15 protein-coding genes are annotated in these 17,837 nt (G+C 43.6%); 6 read left to right on the forward strand and 9 right to left on the reverse strand.

Annotated features, from left to right (window positions below; all coding sequences use genetic code 11):
- Positions 1-918: 918 nt before the first annotated feature.
- From Q8M98_10580 to Q8M98_10615, 8 genes are all read right to left on the reverse strand, one after another.
- A complete protein-coding gene (locus tag Q8M98_10580; GenBank protein MDP3115199.1) occupies positions 919-1,464 on the reverse strand; it encodes a hypothetical protein in 546 nt (181 codons plus the stop codon).
- Between the two features lie 3 nt (positions 1,465-1,467).
- Positions 1,468-2,793, reverse strand: a complete 1,326-nt coding sequence (locus Q8M98_10585) for an HD domain-containing protein (GenBank protein MDP3115200.1) — start codon at positions 2,791-2,793, stop codon at positions 1,468-1,470.
- An 18-nt stretch (positions 2,794-2,811) separates the two neighbouring features.
- Positions 2,812-3,735, reverse strand: a complete 924-nt coding sequence (locus Q8M98_10590) for a DUF1848 domain-containing protein (protein ID MDP3115201.1) — start codon at positions 3,733-3,735, stop codon at positions 2,812-2,814.
- Positions 3,725-4,609: a hypothetical protein gene (locus Q8M98_10595; GenBank protein ID MDP3115202.1), complete on the reverse strand. Its 885-nt coding sequence runs from the start codon at positions 4,607-4,609 to the stop codon at positions 3,725-3,727. The genes Q8M98_10590 and Q8M98_10595 overlap by 11 nt, the downstream gene beginning before the upstream one ends.
- A 53-nt stretch (positions 4,610-4,662) precedes the next feature.
- Positions 4,663-5,865, reverse strand: coding sequence for a restriction endonuclease subunit S (locus Q8M98_10600; protein MDP3115203.1), 1,203 nt, complete (start codon positions 5,863-5,865; stop codon positions 4,663-4,665).
- Positions 5,866-7,260 carry an N-6 DNA methylase gene (locus Q8M98_10605; GenBank protein MDP3115204.1) on the reverse strand — a complete coding sequence of 465 codons (1,395 nt, stop codon included), beginning with the start codon at positions 7,258-7,260 and terminating at the stop codon, positions 5,866-5,868.
- Positions 7,261-7,268: 8 nt separating this feature from the next.
- Positions 7,269-9,956 (reverse strand): DEAD/DEAH box helicase family protein, encoded by a 2,688-nt coding sequence (locus Q8M98_10610; GenBank protein MDP3115205.1) that lies wholly within the window; start codon positions 9,954-9,956, stop codon positions 7,269-7,271.
- 172 nt (positions 9,957-10,128) lie between these two features.
- Complete coding sequence (locus Q8M98_10615) at positions 10,129-10,281, reverse strand: hypothetical protein (GenBank protein MDP3115206.1); 153 nt, start codon at positions 10,279-10,281, stop codon at positions 10,129-10,131.
- 659 nt (positions 10,282-10,940) lie between these two features.
- Between Q8M98_10615 and Q8M98_10620 the strand changes: the two genes are divergently transcribed.
- Positions 10,941-11,615, forward strand: a complete 675-nt coding sequence (locus Q8M98_10620; GenBank protein MDP3115207.1) for a hypothetical protein — start codon at positions 10,941-10,943, stop codon at positions 11,613-11,615.
- 198 nt (positions 11,616-11,813) lie between these two features.
- Here the strand turns inward: Q8M98_10620 and Q8M98_10625 are convergent, their stop codons facing one another.
- Complete coding sequence (locus tag Q8M98_10625) at positions 11,814-12,854, reverse strand: hypothetical protein (GenBank protein ID MDP3115208.1); 1,041 nt, start codon at positions 12,852-12,854, stop codon at positions 11,814-11,816.
- Positions 12,855-13,037: 183 nt separating this feature from the next.
- Here Q8M98_10625 and der point away from each other — a divergent pair, with 183 nt between their 5' ends.
- From der to rfaE2, 5 genes are read left to right on the forward strand one after another with little or no spacing between them, the layout of a single operon-like run.
- On the forward strand, positions 13,038-14,375 hold the full coding sequence (der, locus tag Q8M98_10630; GenBank protein ID MDP3115209.1) for a ribosome biogenesis GTPase Der: 1,338 nt from the start codon (positions 13,038-13,040) through the stop codon (positions 14,373-14,375).
- A complete protein-coding gene (plsY, locus tag Q8M98_10635) occupies positions 14,362-15,027 on the forward strand; it encodes a glycerol-3-phosphate 1-O-acyltransferase PlsY (GenBank protein ID MDP3115210.1) in 666 nt (221 codons plus the stop codon). The genes der and plsY overlap by 14 nt, the downstream gene beginning before the upstream one ends.
- A 1-nt stretch (position 15,028) precedes the next feature.
- Positions 15,029-16,396 carry an amidophosphoribosyltransferase gene (gene purF / locus Q8M98_10640; protein MDP3115211.1) on the forward strand — a complete coding sequence of 456 codons (1,368 nt, stop codon included), beginning with the start codon at positions 15,029-15,031 and terminating at the stop codon, positions 16,394-16,396.
- Between the two features lie 39 nt (positions 16,397-16,435).
- Positions 16,436-17,374: a D-glycero-beta-D-manno-heptose-7-phosphate kinase gene (gene rfaE1, locus Q8M98_10645; protein MDP3115212.1), complete on the forward strand. Its 939-nt coding sequence runs from the start codon at positions 16,436-16,438 to the stop codon at positions 17,372-17,374.
- The gene (gene rfaE2, locus Q8M98_10650; GenBank protein MDP3115213.1) at positions 17,361-17,837 is read left to right on the forward strand and encodes a D-glycero-beta-D-manno-heptose 1-phosphate adenylyltransferase; all 477 of its coding nucleotides are present in this window, start codon (positions 17,361-17,363) and stop codon (positions 17,835-17,837) included. The genes rfaE1 and rfaE2 overlap by 14 nt, the downstream gene beginning before the upstream one ends.

The following is a 17,837-nucleotide window of genomic DNA, read 5'->3' on the forward strand; positions in this document are numbered from 1 at the left end:
TTCCAGTTGCTCTCCACCCCACCTCACGGTGACGCAGTTACCTTCGGCTACAGAGTTTTAACGGTGCTCTGAACAGGACTTTCACCTGTCTGATATGTATCGCTCACAGGCGCACGAATTACCGACGTCCCCGTCGGTTCCAGCACGGCAGTCCCATCAGGGACGACACAAGATAGCACGGGGTGGAGTGTATGCGAAACCCCGTGTTCTGCCACCACCTCATTCGCGATTCCGGTAGGACGGCACAATTATCAGAATCACCAAACCCCAGCCAGTCCGAAGGACGTTACCATAGTAGTGTGGGGGAATCGGAGTTCCCCACCCCATTGTGGATATGATCAAAATCGGGCAGTTTGCGACTGCATTCCGATTCCTCTGCGGGAAACAGTCTTTCTCCAAGTTCACAATCACTTACTGAATCAGGTAACGGCCATTTTATGCCGAGTGCTTCTGCAGCTTGTAAAACCGTGGAAACAGTATTGCGTGAACAAGATAAACTGCCGCTATGCTACGTCCGCTTATACCCTGCTTGTGTAAGCGCAGGATCTCTCGATATTGGGTCATTGGGGTGACCTCCATGGATGTATTTACACCTTATGGTGCATATATCCATGGTCAGAAATCAAGGCTTATTGGCAAGGTGGCTCTCAGTAGCAGAATGGGTGGCTCTATTTTTCGGAGGGGTGGCTCTAAAAATGCGGACTAATGGCTCTAGCGTATCATATTATTCATACCCAATAACAACTTTGTCTTGGAAGATGCTGATACCACCAGCCATGATCAGGTTGCTAACGGTATTGAAATCGCGTGAACAGAACTGACGATTAAGAAGATATTTTAACTTCAGATTATTTATTTTTAATCTGCCAAAATGCTGTAGCAAGCCTTGGAAAATCAGGTTAGAAACAGAATACCTGATTAATCAAATGCTGGTTGCTGATTATCCTTAATCAACTCTTGCATTTTTTTTACGGCAATGGTTGCTTCCTCAATTGAAATGTGAGGTTTCAGAGCGTGTAATTTTTTGATCGCATTCTCTTGTGACAACTTCAGCTCTTTAATGGCGTATAGAGCAGTAGCAAGTTTTTCGAGTGAGCCTACGCCCTTATCGCTTACGATATCACATACTTTATTTACTTGTTCTGAATACTGATCAATCAGTTCGTTATTGCATTTTAGAAATTGTCTAGATAAATCTGTTAATTGATATTTGGGACCATAAACATGCGATACATATTCACGTGCTAAATAGTCGTACGCTATTCCCATGGAAATTACATCCCTTAAATCAAAGGAAAATGGCCCATGTAAGTAAAGAGTAAATTCATAATCTATAGGCACATTCATCAGTTTTTGGAGAATGTATATGGATTTATGGATACTTGTTTCGCCGGTCCAATTCCCCTTTTCTCTTAGCGCTGACACCATCCGAAAAACTAAGGCTAATTTTGGTTTGTTATTCATCTGTCAACTCTCTTCTAATATGCTTTTTTTATTGTTTTCTATCCATTTCGTTACATTGTCTGCCATTGTTTTGTTTGCATAGATAGTGTCAAGTGTAATTTCCGGTATGTGTTGTATAACATTAGATTGGTAAGTTGAAATTTCTATTGAACCATTTCTCATAATAACAGGGAAATCAGTTCTTCCTGATTTTGACTTAAGGTGGTCATAATAAATATCTTCCGAAGAGAACTGGGATTTAAGATTTTCGAATATTTTCTTCCCTGCGTCTAGATCAGGAGCCAATTCAATTTTTGAAAAGGAATATGCTTGCTTAAAGTGATCTCTATTGATAATCCTTTTCGCCAATTCACTCAACTTTCCGGTTGGTTCTTTAGACTGCTTTTGCATAGCAGATAAAATATCATTATCTGTTAATTCCATTATATCTTCAATTGAAGCTGTCTCATTTGATTCTAACCACAACTTCATGAATTCCTTAAGGTGAAAATCATATATTCTTCTCAGCCGATAAAGATAGACTTGATTAAACATATAATAGCGTGCTAACATCATTGCTTCAGCAGAATTGATGCCACCAATTTCTAAACCGAGGTATAAGCCAGTATCGCTTGATTCATCTGGTCTGTAATAACAGAGTTTGATGGAATCTATCAAACGGTAATGGTCAAATTTGCCATAAGCTACCCCAATATGGTAAGAATCTCTGAGAAGATAATCCATTCTATCCACACCGAAAGCATCACCGGTAAGTATTTCTGACAGTATTCTTTCCCAATCTGAAAACTGAATTTCATCATCCGGTTTTTTGCCTCGATTGATCTTTTTTTGACCAATAGCGATTTTTGCAATATCTGATGCTCTAACTGGAGGAGTCATCTTTTCCCAAAGGTCTTTCATTTGTTCAGTAATAATCTGATAAGTAATCATCTCATGGTCAATGCCATTAGGAAGTATCTCTTTTTCGGCTGCATGGGAAAAGGGCAGATGTCCCAAATCGTGACAAAGGGCTGCCATTCTTACTACTTTCCGCCAATACTCAGTCTTTTCATGGTCTAAAAATTCACTGCAATTTTCGATTACTTCCTTATCAGCAATGAGTTTGGGATCCGTTATTATATCATAAACTCTGGTTGCCAAAGCCATAACACCCAGAGAATGCTCAAACCGTTTATGCGATGCCCCCGGATAAACCAGATATGTCATAGCCAATTGGTGGATATACCTCAACCGTTGAAAGTATTTGCTATTGATTACCTTTCTCTCATCATCGGTAACATAGATGAAATTATGAATCGGGTCTCGGAACTCATGAATAAACTTGTGCATCCTCAATTTCCTTTTGATCTAAAGTTTTATATAAGTCTGCCCTGATTTATTCTTCTCAGAGACAATGTCATTTTTTGAACTGTCACCTATCAGAAAAGGTGACTTTGGGTCATGTTTTTTGCTACAATCATCCATACTGGGTTGGTTATTCGTAGCATAACAGTATTTACAATTATGCGTACATGTGTTATATGCACCAATATCCAAGCTTTTTATGCATCCGCATTCTTCTCTTTGATTACGGTCTTTGGGTATGTTGATGGTTTTCTTGAGAAGACGGGAGATGATGTCATTATCGATGCACTTGCCATGGGAGATACCCATTTCGGATAAATCTATTCTTTCTGCACAGGTGTGTAATTCCAGGTTATAATGATTTGCTATATTTACTAGTTCTCTCGCTATGACTCTATCTGTGTCATCGTCCATTTCCCATAAATGCAAATCTCTGGTATTTCTTTGCGTGTTTTTATACATATCGATAAAGCTGATTATGCATCTGAATGTATGGGTACTTAATTGCTGTGCTAGTTTGTTAAACATCCTTGCATGAAATTCTATATCAATATCATCAGAAAGCAAAATCGGGTCATATCTCCAGATAACTTTGTCTTTTCCTATCATTTCAGATAATCTGATAAAAGTCTCTATCCTTTCTTCTAATGCAGGTGTCCCAGGCTCGTATTTACTGGAATATGGAGTAATAGTATAGTGGAAATAGTACTTGTACTCCTTGATTTGGTCAAGTTTTTCCATCATTGGTGAGGGATTCTTAGTCCAGAACACAATACACTCAACATCAAAGGGATTAAGATTCACCTTAGTTACTTGATTAGAGTTAAACGGATTTCTTGTAAGTAGGTATTCTTCTCGTATTCTGTTATAAAACCATTCACTGTAAAAGGCTGGAATATCTGTTCTACGGCTTGCACTAATTATCATTATTTACTTTCCTTATCACCATAGAAGCGCTTGAGCATTTATCTCTTGAACTAAAGTCCTTAGATATTCCTTGAATTGTACTCATATTAAACACTATATTTCCATTAGGTATGGTTTTATATTTTGGAATATCTGGAACTCTGTGTGGTTCAATGTACCTTAATCTTGAACATACTGATTTTGGAAAATCCTTGATTATTAATTCGAGTAATTCATCAAAATACTGTCTTATTGAATAATGGTTAATATCATTAATGAATATGTATGAATCATTATCCATTGGTTCTATATAATACCTATACAGGTTTCTCAAGAATTTTCTTATGTTACTTTTTTCATGCTGGTGAAAGTCTGAGAGAACATAGTTTAAAATGATTACATCAGGAATCAACATTTGGTTTTTCTCTTTAAATCCTTCTAAAACTCTAAACATATCTTGATAAATAATTTGAGTCTGGATTGCATTGTTCAAAAATTGAGTACAATTATCAGCAAATGGTTTCCAATGCTTGTTAAGTTCAACTCCAAAGAAACGAACATCTCCGACATAATTTTTCTTAGTGATTGCGTCGTCTATGGAAAATAACTCAGAGCAAGGACCACAGCCAATAGCCACGAAAAGTATCTTTTCTTTGCTCCAAAGAAACTTTGCTTTAGTAAGAATGTTTGAAATCTCTGTTGCACTCTTGTATATATAATGGCATATATAGGAAGAACATAATCTATGACAATCATATCTTCTTAAAGATGCATTTTTCCTATAATTCATGTTTTCCAAGCATTTAACACATTCGTTTGAACAAGTAATGTCACAACTGGTACATGGATTGTTATTATATTCATTATATGCATATTCAACATATTGTTCAATCAATTATGACTCCTTTGAGATGTCAAATTTATATCTCAATAATAAGGTTGTAAATATCATGGTAATACCAGATCTCCCCGAAAGGCTTTGGCAAGTACTGACTGCTCTATCTTCTCTATGTGTTCCATCGCTTTTTTGTATTTGGCTTCTAGAGAGTCGGTAAGAGCAAACAGTTTGTCAACTCTTCTGGCAATTTCATGCTGCTCTTGTAATGATGGAACTGGAACCATTATGCTCTTTATATCATTAAGCCCAAGACCTACTTTTGTTGCACCTCTTTGTAGGTCTTGTAATTGTGATTGGGCAAATGATGAAGCTAGATACCATGCTAAATATCTCGGATAAACTCTATTATTAGGGCGTGATAAAGCAATATGTTGATTTATATAAGCTTCTTCAAAACCCTCTGGTATCAAACCAATCATCCCAACATCTGCTGTGATTGAAACCAAGATATCATTAGCTATCACTTTTGTTCTTAACCCTTCTGCTCCCTCTGGAGGATTAACAAACTGTTTCTTCTCCAGATCAAGGCTTATCGTGCAATGGTCTAAATTGCCAATTCTGATAAACAAAGCACCATTTGTGGAGTAATACTTTGCCCAACCCCTTGATCCACTTGTTACAAATTGGAATAGTTCTTGTGACAATACTTTCGCCCAAGCATCTGTTATATTATACTCTTCTCTCCAATCCTCTGTCAGTTTGCCTGTGCAGGCTGCGCTGAGAATTCTCTGGCGGAATTTCTTAAGAATAACCGGTATCTTTTCCAGTCGTTCTTTTACTTTCCTGATTTTGGGTAGTATGGCATCAAGCTTTTCCACAATCTGCTGTTGTTCACTTAAAAAAGGTACTGGAATTTGTACATTCCAAAAAAAACTTTGATTTATGTGCTGAAGTCCAGAACCTCTAGAATTTTGCAGTATATCAGTTTTCTTGTAATTTAGAAAATAAAATAAAAATGAACTAATTACTTTAATTGGTGTTAACGCAACTATTGTTGATCCTATAGCACCGATTAGTCCAATAGCAGTTTTCCCAATACTACCATCCCAAACAATTAGTACATCATCTTTATCACATAAAGATATTCTTTTATCATTCGTATAAATATCAGGTGCGTTACCTTCCATTTGATCAATAAGTATATATGGAACAGCACCATTGGTATCTATGCAACATGTAGTTGATGGCTTCTTTCCTTTTTTCGATTTAGTGGCATCCCTTAAAGAAGTCAACACCCAATGATCATTTCCCATTTATTGGCCTATCAATTCCGCGATTTCATTCAGTTCATCTAAAACGGCTTCCAATTCGGTGACTGCTTCACTTATCAGGTCAGCAGGTTCAGGCAGATTGTCAGGGTCATCCAAAGAATCATCTTTGAGCCATTTGATATCAAGGTTATAGTTTCTGGCTTTGACATCAGCTCTTGAGAAAGCGCGGAAACGACCTTCCAGTCCTTGGTCTATGCGTTTACTGTTACCATTGGGATCAGAACCATAACAGGCTTCAAACTCTTTGAACATATCCGCTGTAAGGGGTCTGTCTTTTTTGGTGCAAGATGGGATATTGGAACGGCAGTCATAAATCCAGACCTGTTCTGTCGGTCTGCCTTTCTGCAGGAAGATTACATTTGCCTGTGCATTGGCATAGGGGATGAAGGTTCCTCTTGGCAGTCTGAGAATCGTATGCACGTTGCAGTCTTGCATCACAATCTCAAACACATCTCCGGCTTTATCCTCAAACATACAGTTGTCAGGTAGGACTATTGCTGCCCTACCACCTTTTTTGAGAATAGTAAGAACATGTTGTACAAAATTAAGCTGTTTATTGGATGTAGAAATGGTAAAGTCGTCTCTTACGGGTGCATCCCCTGCTCCTTTTGTCCCAAAAGGCGGATTGGTGAGCACAACGTCATAGCGTTCGCCTCTGTCCGGTTCATAGATGGTATCCCCCAGATAGATAACAGGTTTAAGGTTATGCAAAAAGAGATTCATCAAAGCCAGACGGCGGGGGCGGGCAACCAAATCCTGTCCGTAATAGGTTTCTTCTTTAATAGCTTTGACTTTTGCATCGGGGAAAGTCTTATTGTATTTATTCAAGAGCCATTCATAGCTTGCCACCAGGAAACCGCCTGTACCACAGGCAGGGTCACAGATTTTCATCCCGGGTTGCTTCAAGGGGTCGGGTTGCATGAGTTTAACCATTGTATGAATGAGTACGCGGGGGGTGAAGTATTGTCCTGCGCCTTTCTTACCTTCGCTGGCTGCTTTTTCCAAAAGCCCTTCAAAAGCTTCCGCTTTCACATCCACACCCATGGCAGACCATTCTTCCACATCGATCATGGCAATAATCTTCTTGAGGGCTACAGGGTTGTTAAACTTTGGCATGGACTGAGCAAAGATATCACCCAAAAGCCCTGGCTCATTACGCAGCTTGCGCAGAAGTTCCATATAGTGGTCAGTCAGTTCAATCCCGTTTTTGCTTTTCAGAGTATCCCAGTCACAATCTTTGGGCAGTACAACTCCCTTTTCATCTGCCATCTTCATGAAGAGCAGATAGGTAAGCTGTTCTATATAATCGCCATAGTCAATGCCGTCATGACGCATAGTATGGCACATGCCCCAAAGTTTACTTACAATATCAGACATTTATGCTCCTAAGCCGTAAGCTTATAGTTAATTTCGGTTATCAGGCTATCAAGTTCAGTGCCAAACACCTTCCTGGCTCTGGCAAGACCACCGTTGTTTTCCAGGATGGGCATCAAATCAAAGGTTTCCTGATCAATGGCAAGATTGACAATCAGATGCTGTTTGATATATTCCAACCACTTAATCTGCTCGTCATTAAAGGTGTGATGAGAGCGCACCTCAGCAATGACTTTATTTACTCTTTCCTCAGCAGTATAAAGAGGATTGGAGTAATCATCAGCATTCTTGATCATGGAGATAATATCTGCGAGGGCTTTGTGTCCGGAAAGCTCATGCGCTTTCTGTACTTTTCCCTCATCAAAATAGTGCTTTCTCAGTTCCTGCCGGATATCATTCAAAACCTGCCTGTTCCATTGCCCGGGATTATTAAGCAGGATAGATAAGGCTTCGATTTTGGTTTTATTGGCTTGGATAAACTCAGCAAAAGCGGTTAAATAGTCTTGAGGACGCAGTTGATCATCGCCAACTCTGAAGATATATTCCGATTCCACTGTGTCCTGAGTGCCATAGGCTACATAAAAAGGAGCTTTAGCACGATCATAATTGTGTAGGAGGTCTTGGAAATCTTTATTTCTCAGGATATCCATCGTATCCATAAACTTGGTCTTAAGGTTTTCTTTCAGCTTATCTGCAAAGCTGGTCATATCACCATTTGGGATAAAAGCAGAGAAGTCCTCTCTGGCTTTTCCGCTCATAGTATCTGCTATCCTACGCAGTCTCTTGATCAGGCGATTTGTATTATAAGCAGGCTCGATATTATTCCAGATATTCTCAATTATTTCCTCAATAGAGATGGTCTCACCCTGTTCGCCAAACACAATCTCGAAATCCGTCGCATCTTTGAAATACTCTATTAGAGAGCCGTCAAAACAATCAAAGATAGTAAAAAACTCTTTATTAATATCGCTGCATTTACGGGTGCCGCGTCCCAGCATTTGAGTCCAGAGGATACGGGATTTAACCGGACGCAGAAAAACGATGTATTCCAGAGCAGGAATATCCACCCCGGTGGACAGCATATCAACCGTAACCACTATGGCAGGTTCGGGTCTGTTTCGGAAGTATCTGATTTTTTCCAGAGGACGGTCAACAGAGGGACTGCCGGTAATCTTTTGGACAAATTTATCACCTCTGCCAAAGACATCCCGGCAAATTGAAACCAACTGGTCTGCATGGGATATATGAGATATATCATTAACTGCAAAGATCAGTGTTTTAGGAAACTGACCTGTCTTTTCCTCATGCTCCAAAGCATATTTGGCAATCACCTCCATGATTTTACGGTTACTATCGGGAGAAGTGATTTTTTTTTCAATATCCTGTGTGGCAAATTCTCTTTCGTCTTCCAGTTCATCAATCATTTCTTTTCCGGTGTCTGTGTTTTTAAGACCTACCTTCTCGCCTTCTTTGAGAAAGATGCCGTTGATGCGGACATCAGACTTTATCTTCACTGCTTCATAATCCACCAAAAAGCCATCCAGAACAGCTTGCTCAATGGAATACTTGAAAACAGGACGACCGAAATAGGCTACAGTATGAGCGGCAGGAGTGGCAGTAAGTCCAATTTTGACAGCATCAAAATGGTTGATGGTGTTGCGCCAGACGCTGGTGTCTTTGGCAGTGTAACCTCTGTGGCATTCATCTGCAATAATAACGTCAAAGACATGATTGGGTATTTTCAGGGTTTCGGCATCTTCTTCAATGTCGGGCTCACTTGCATCCTGGACAAAGGAGTTTTCCCTGCCAAACAGATTTATTGCCATGCGCTGGATAGTGCAGATATAAACGAATGTATGTGATTCATTGGGAGCCGTCAGATAGGCATTGGGCAATACCTGTATATCAAACTTTTCGTCTTCATCAAAGTCTTCTTTTTGAAAGCGTTGGCTATAAACTTCATATTCCTGATTGAATTTATTACCGCTTGGTGTCAAGAAAGCCGAAAAAGCAGTTGCAGCCTGTGCTGCCAGAGCACGTCTATCCACCAGGAACAATATGCGCTTGGCATAGCCTGATTTTATCATGCGGTAAATCATGGAAACTGTGGTAAAAGTCTTTCCTGTCCCGGTTGCCATAGCCAGCATCATCTTGCGTTTTCTATCAATGATGCCATTCTCGACTGCTGAAATTGCTTCTTTTTGATATGGACGCAGAAAAGTGTTACCGTTAGGATTGTCTTGAGTCCAATGCTTAAAAACAGCAAGATGCTTACTAAACAATTCCTGCAAAGCAACAGGCGAATGATAAGCAGATATTTCTCTTTGATAATATTCGGTATCCCGGATGTCGGCAAACCAGATTTTCTCTCCATTGGATGAATACAAGAAGGGAGCTTTATAACTATTCCACGCACCAACTGTATCAGGCAAAGCTGAAGCATAGCGTTTTGCCTGTTCCAGCACATTTTGAGGGTCGGTTGATACTCTTTTTGCTTCCAAAATTCCAAGTAAAACACCATCCACGAACAGAGCATAATCCGCAGGTCCGTTTTCGGTTGGGTATTCCTCCACAGCGTGGTTAGACAGAACAGTATTGTCTTTTACTTTATTGTAAGGAATGATAACCCAAGGTGGATTTAGAGATTTTAACTGTATATCAATCTTTGTTTTACGTGTTAACCATTCGTTTTCATTCATAACTAGCCCTGCTTGTCAGATTTTAGAGGTTTACTTTTTTTGTCTGAAGGAACATAGCCAATAATTAAATCATTTATCGGGTCATATCCAACAGCTTTAAGTGCTTTGCGACAATGCATTACAGTATAAGGAGTTGATAGCCGGCACTCAGTAAACCATCCGTTAGTAAGTATCAAGTGCTCTCCAAATTCGTCTTTGTTCTTACAAAACTTATAGATCCCTCTAAAATGACATCCGGATATTCTTGCACATGCTCTTCCTTCTGGTAAACGGTGTCTGCCAGCTTGTTTCGAATGTCTTTAATGATGTCTTTTTGTTCTTTCATTTGAAACCCCAGTAGGTGATTTCTTTGGATAGCACACCTATCTGAGCTAACATTATCTGTCAATAACAAAATCTGCGGCATCCTTAGGCAAGGTATCAAGCCAATTTGGGTGATATGAACTAAATGAACATAAATCCCTGTGTGGCAACATGATACTTGATAGCGTGGCTATCCTCTCTCCTTAGCAATACGGAGTCAATACGGACTTAGTCCGTATTGACTCCGTATTGATTCCGTAATGCAAAGGGGGAAGAAACGGATTTTTCGGTACAATATGTCCCGTCATTCCAGCGAAGGCTGTGAATCCAGTTTTTTTTTAAGACTCCATATGTATGACAAATAACCATTTGTATATCAACACGTTGTCGTATCATCCCTCTGGGGTTTTACAGGACTGGATTCCAGCCTTCGCTGGAATGACGGTGTGTTTTTTACGACACGGAATGCTTGACATGACACTAGTGTCACGTCCAGTTTTGGGTTAAAGCAAAGCACAATTTCCCGACGAAGACTACATAATGATGGTGGTATTATGGGGAGATTTGTACATTCTGCCGGCACTTTTCTTGGCAAGACCGTTAATTTTTATTGACAATCACAGCGGAGCATTATAGTTTGTGCGCATCGATATTGACTATAAAAATCAATTGGGAGTGAAGATGATACGATCGCTATTACTTGTCACAATCCTGATCATAACCTGTCTTGCTTTGCATGCGCAAGCGGACTCTGACCGAGGGGAGCCACAAACACTCACACGCACCCCGGAATATGGCATCTTTGTGTCGCTTCCCACTACCGGGATCGAAACTTCACCCCGCAAGAATTGGAAGAATTCCATGGGCTCCAAAATAGGTATTTTTAGCAGATTTCCAGCCCATAGACTTCTGAATATTCAGGCGGAATTGCATCTTCAACAGCATATCGCAACGCTGAATGTGCCGCAACCCTACCCTTATGTGATCGCCATGAAAGAAACGCTCAATTCCTTTAAGCTGAGAATGCCGGTAACAGTTTGCTTGCTTGGCGATCATATTGCGAAAGAGTATCTCCCACAGATCGGTTTTGGCTTATATCTGGACACGCCGCTGTATTGCCGGAAGATCGAGAATCGGGATTATATATCTGAAATCAGGACGGAAAGATTTGATATCACAAGCTCATACCCAATGGTCACTCTCGGAATGAATATTCTGATCGGATTCAGAAAAGGACCGGTTTTTACAGAATTGCGCTTCAGCCATGATCTCACTGAACTTGAGCTGTCGCGTTTGGAGGGAAGAAACATCCGGCATTTTGATTCCGGCTTGGTGGTCGGCTACACTATGTTTTGAGAATGGTCTCCACCGGCGGGTCAATCTCGCGGAGCCGCTATTGCGGCATGGCTCGTGTCTCGTCAATCATTCAATGTCGCAAAAGGCATTTTTGCGTCTATTGGGATGCCGAACTCCGATTCGGCTGTGGTTTGCTTTAGTTGTGGGGAATCGGAATTCCCCACCCCAAGCTTGACATGACACTCGTGGGCTCAGGCATCAATCATACGGACTATTGTATTTATAGGTGAAGCCGCGAAAGTAAATATATTCACCATCCACGCGAGGAGTGATTTCCCAGATCGGATAAAAATATCTCTCACTGCTCAGAATCCCGTCAAAGAGCATTTGTTTCTCTCCCGTTTCCAGATTGATTCTGGCAATATTAGTCGCGCTGTAAACCTTTTGTGAGACATAGATATCTGCCCCCGTGGGAGAGAAAGCAAAGGCGCTGCAAACCTCCACTTCCCGGATGGTTCCATTTGCGCTATCGTAGATCCTCAGCTTGTTTGTGTCATTCACCCGCACATACGGTTTGCTCAATAAACCATAGAACCGCCGATTGTTTGAGACCCCAAGGGTGGGATAGGGACCGCTCTCCCGCATGATCATCGTGGAGCCTGCGCCATCGGCGTCGCAGCGATACAAACCAACGCCGGTCAATATATTATCATAGACGCTGTAGAAATAATACTTATCCAAATCACTGCGATAGACGGCATATTCAGCGGACGGGGAATTGTTGATTTCCACTCGCTCTCCCGTTTGGAGGTCAAGCCGGTTGATTTTGCCCTCCCGGATCATGGTGAGATATCGGTTGTCTGAAGAAAGAGCTGGGTGGTACAGGGTGTCGGCATTTTCCGGCGTGAGATTTTGGAGCTGTGTTCCCCAGAAACTAACGGTATAGATATCTCCGTTAGCAGCGAAATAGAGCTTTTGCGCGGCTATCGAGGCAGCCAGAAAAGACTTGTCCGTGCAGATCAAAGTGTCCGGTATCAACCGTATGTTGTTATCGTTGTCCATATTTCTGCGCACCAAGCTGTTGCCGAGAAAAAATACAGCATCCGGTTCAAAGCTAAAAGCCTTGCCCATTGCCGCGTCATAAAAACGCAATCCGCTAACCATCTGCACCGTAGGCTCAAGCTTCAGTGCGCTGTGCACCGCATAATCCACCGGCGGAAATATATACAGCAAATCGCAAGCCATAAGTAGAAACAACATCGCCACTGCGGTAAGAATCAAAGCCATCTGTCTAAACATCGGTTACGCTCCTGATTGGAAATACTTCATGGGGTATTTTTATCAAGGCGATATTTATGTCAAGCTGATTCTCATTCTTTTTTTTCGCAATCGTTCGGAAGCTCTCATTTCCACTAAGCCATTGACAAAATATGGGGATAAAAAATGCTTGAGCAAAAAGTAGAATTGAAGTGAGTAGATAAAATGAGGAAAGCAGTCGTCTCAATCGTCGGACGCCCCAACGTCGGCAAATCGACACTGTTCAACCGTCTGTGCCGCAAACGCATAGCCATTGTTGATTTTGAAGCCGGAATTACCCGCGACCGCAAATATGAGGACGTCGAATGGAACGGAAAACTCTTCCGTCTTGTCGATACCGGCGGGATAGTTTTTGACAGCGGCGAAGCCATGGACAAGATGATCAAGCATCAGGCACTGTTGGCGATCGACGAATCCGATCTGATCCTCTTTATGGTGGACGCGCAAACGGGGACCACGGACATCGACAAAGAGATCGCGCAGATCCTTTATCCGCATAGGGATAAGGTGATGCTGGTGGCAAATAAGGCGGATAACGAAAAGTTTGAATGGGAGATCTATGATTTTCTCCAGCTCGGATTTGGCGACGCCTTTCCGATTTCCGCTTCCCAGGGAAGAAACACCGGCAATTTCCTTGATGAACTACTCAGCCTCATTCCCGGAACCCAGGACGCCTATCTGGAAGAGAAAAAGGTGAACACCCGCATCGCTGTGGTGGGCAAACCGAATGTGGGCAAATCCTCCATCGTGAACCTGCTTTTGGGCAGCGAAAAACAAATCGTGGACGCTGTTCCGGGCACGACCAGAGACGCCATCGACACCGTATTTCGTTATCACGGAAAGGATTACACTCTGATCGACACTGCCGGATTGCGCCGCAAAACCAAGGTCACTTATGGCGTGGAGTATTTCAGCACGATGCGGACTATCGACGCGGTGGATAGATCGGACATCGTGATCCTGGTGCTCGCCGCCAATGAAGAAGTTTCCGTTCAGGACGTCAAGATCGCCTCTTATGCCAAACGCAAAATGAAAGAAATCATGATCATTTTCAACAAGTGGGATCTCGTGGAAAAAGAGACCGGCACCACCGGCAAGTTCGTCTCCGAGTTGCACTTGCAGATGCCTTTTCTGCAATTTGCCCCGATACAATTCATTTCCGCTTTGACGAGCCAACGCATTCACCGCGTGATGGAAACCATCGTCCGCATTGAAGAAGAAAGCGAAAAAAGAGTGAGCACCAGCGAGCTCAACCGCTTTATGGAAAGAGTGGTGGAACACCGTCCTCCCACCGATGCCAAGGGGCAACACATCAAGATTTTTTATATCACTCAGGCGGCGATCAAACCGCCAACCTTCATATTTTTCTGCAACAAACCGCGGCTGATCACGGAAAACTATCGCCGCTATCTCAATAATCAGATCAGGGAAATGTTTGCCTTTGAAGGGGTTAGCATCAAACTGATCTTCAAGGGAAGGGACAAGGAAGATGTGTCCGAATAGCAGATATATCGTATTTATGTGGCTTGTGGCGCTCGGATCATTTCTGATCGGCAGCATACCATTTGGCTGGATCATCGGCAAACTCTTTTACAAGAAGGACATCCGCAACGAGGGCAGCGGAAATATTGGTGCCACGAACGCTTTGCGAAGTTATGGCGCTGGAGCCGGAATCCTTGTATTGTTCCTTGACGCTGCCAAGGGGTTCGTCGTCACTTATGCTGCGCTGGTGTTTTGGCAGTGGGAGTATCTCACTCTCTTGGCGGGACTTATGGTCATCATGGGACACATGCACAGTGCCTTTCTCGGTTTCAAAGGCGGCAAGGGAGTCGCCACCGCGGTTGGCGTCTTTTTGGTGTTTGCTCCGATGCCCTTTTTGATCGTGCTGCCGCTTTTCGTGCTATCGGTGCTGATTACCCGTTATGTGTCCTTTTCATCGCTGCTTGCGGCAATCGGCATCCTCGTCGTTGCGGTAGTCGATTATCGTTTCCAGCCTGGAATCGCCTTGCTCAAATCGAGATATTCATCTTGCGAATACATCTGTGTGGTGGCTTTGATCGTCGCGCTCATCATCTTTAAGCACCTTCCTAATCTGAAAAGACTATATCAGGGAACCGAGAACAGATTCGGCTCTTCCAAAAAGGACATTACATAGAATGTGTGGAATCATCGGCGTTTTCGGAACTCCTCACGCGGCTCGGCTTGCCGCTTTGGGCATGTTTGCCGAACAGCATCGCGGTCAGGAAAGCTGCGGCATGGCGGTGAGCGACGGCAAGGTCATCCGCCTGCATAAAAGCATGGGACTGGTGAAGGAAGTCTTTACGGAAGAAAGGCTTGGCACTTTGCCGGGAGAGATCGCCATCGGACATGTGCGCTATCCAACCAAGGGCAGCGCCACGCATTTTAACTCCCAGCCCCATCTTGTGGAAACGCTATCGGGACCCACCTACGCGCTTTCCAGCAATGGAGACATCGTCAATTATGCGCAAATCCGCTTCATGCTGGAAGCCGAAAACATCTATTTTAATAGTGATAACGATGGAGAACTGTTAGTCAAATACATCGCCTGGCAGATCAAGATCAAGGGCAGCGGCATCCTGGATGCGATCCGGCACCTGATGCACGATATCAAAGGCGCGTATTCAAGTGTGTTCAGCACCCGGGACGAGCTCTATATGTTCCGCGATCCTTTGTGCATCAGACCCATGGTTTGGGGCAAACTCGCTGATGGAGCCGTAGTCGTGGCGTCTGAAAGCTGCGCGTTGGATACCATGGATGTGATCCAGCGACAGGAAGTTCCGCCGGCAGGAATCATCCGTGTGAACCGTGAGGGGATCACTATCATCGAAAACGATTCCGATCTCTATCGCAATCACAAAAACAACCGTAGTTGCATCTTCGAACATATCTATTTTTCCAGGCCGGACAGCTATCACTTTGGCGAAAACGTCTATGAAGTTCGGGAACAGATCGGAGCGTTTTTGGCAGACAGCGATAAAGAGCTTGAGGTCGATTGTGTCGTTCCGGTTCCGGATTCCTCCAATTTCATCGCGTTGGGCTATGCCAACCAAAAACGGGTTCCGCTTTCTCTGGGCTTGATCCGCAACCACTATGTCGGGAGGACTTTCATCAAACCGGAACAAACCGTCCGGGATGAAAGCGTGCGCCAGAAATTCAACGCCCTGCCGCATTTCTTCATCGGGAAAAGTGTCCTGTTAGTGGATGATTCCATCGTGCGCGGCACCACCATCCGCAAGATCGTGAAGATGATCAAAAACGCAGGCGCCAAAGAGATCCATCTGCGCATCGGCTCTCCGCAGGTCTGCTATCCATGCTATTATGGGATCGACACACCCGATCCAAAAGAATTGGTGGCAAACCGTTTCAGCCTCGAACAGATTAGAGAGCGCACCGGCGTGGATAGCCTCAAACATCTGACGATGAAAGACTTGCGCGCCAGCGTCCAAAACCCGCAGGATTATTGCTATGCCTGCTTTGACGGGGATTACCCGATAGGGAAATAATACATGGACATCGTGGATATTCTGAAAAGTTTTACCAATATGAAAGTTATCGTTCTTGGCGACATAATGCTGGATCACTATGTGCGTGGGAGAGTGGAACGCATCTCTCCCGAAGCGCCGGTGCCGGTGATTGAAGTCCAAAACGTTGAATATCGGCTTGGCGGAGCAGCAAACGTAGCTTTGAATTTGCACAGCCTCGGGGCTGGGGTTCAATTGATCGGCATCTGCGGTAATGATTCAGCCGGTATTGAACTACTCAAACAGATGGCAGACAGGAACATGGACAGTGCAGGGATTATCACTTTGGAGAAACGCCCCACCACTTTGAAGACCAGGATCACAGCGGCAAATCAACAAATTGTGCGGATCGATTATGAGGACAAGACCGAGATTCCTGAGGAGCTGCAAGATCAAATTCTGCAAATACTTGAAGTGATGCTCGACCAGGCGGATGCACTCATCATTGAAGACTACAACAAAGGCTTGCTCACCGGGCGGGTGATCAAATCCGCGATCTCTCTCTGCCGCGAAAGGGGCATTCCGGTGGCTGTCGATCCCAAACAGAAACACTTTTTTGACTATCTAAACGTGGATATTTTCAAGCCAAATTACAGCGAAATGCAAACTAATCTGGGAACCAGTTTTGACACGGAAGAGGAATTCCTCGCTGCCGCGAAGCACCTCAGGGAAAGGATCGATGCGAAATACCTGATCGTGACCCGCGGTGCCAAAGGCATGTCCATCTTTGGCGAAAGCATCGAAGCTGTCCATCTTCCCACCTGCGCCAGGGAAGTCTTTGACGTCTCAGGTGCCGGCGATACGGTGATCAGCGTCCTCGCGATTGCTTATGCGGTCTTGAGAGACATCCTCACCGCAGCGGAAACGGCAAATCACGCCGCCGGAGTGGTTTGCGGTAAACAAGGCACTGCGGCGGTGAGCCCTCAGGAGATATTGGAATCCTATCATGATCGCGGGTAAGATCAAGACCTGGAATCAGATACAAAGCCTGGTCGCCAAACTGAGGGCGGAAAAAAAGAGCATCGTTTTCAGCAACGGCTGTTTCGATCTAATCCATGCCGGTCACGTGCTCTATCTTCAACAGGCACATACGCTTGGGGACGTCCTGATCATCGGGCTGAACAGCGATGCCGGCGTGCGCAGGCTCAAAGGCGATTCGCGTCCGATCGTCGAGCAGGTCAATCGTGCCATTGTTTTAGCGGCATTGCAGTCCGTGGACTATGTCGTCATCTTTGAAGAAGATACACCTTATGAACTGATCAAACTCATTCAACCGGACGTCCTTGTCAAAGGCGGAGACTGGAAAACTGATCAGATTGTGGGAGCGGACATCGTGATCTCCCGTGGCGGCAGGGTGGAAAGTATCGCGTTTAATGAAGGGCTTTCCAGCTCGAATATCATTGCTCGAATAAAGGGTCTTTGA

The sequence above is a fragment of the Candidatus Cloacimonadaceae bacterium genome (genome assembly GCA_030693415.1).
Taxonomy (GTDB): Bacteria; Cloacimonadota; Cloacimonadia; order Cloacimonadales; family Cloacimonadaceae; genus JAUYAR01.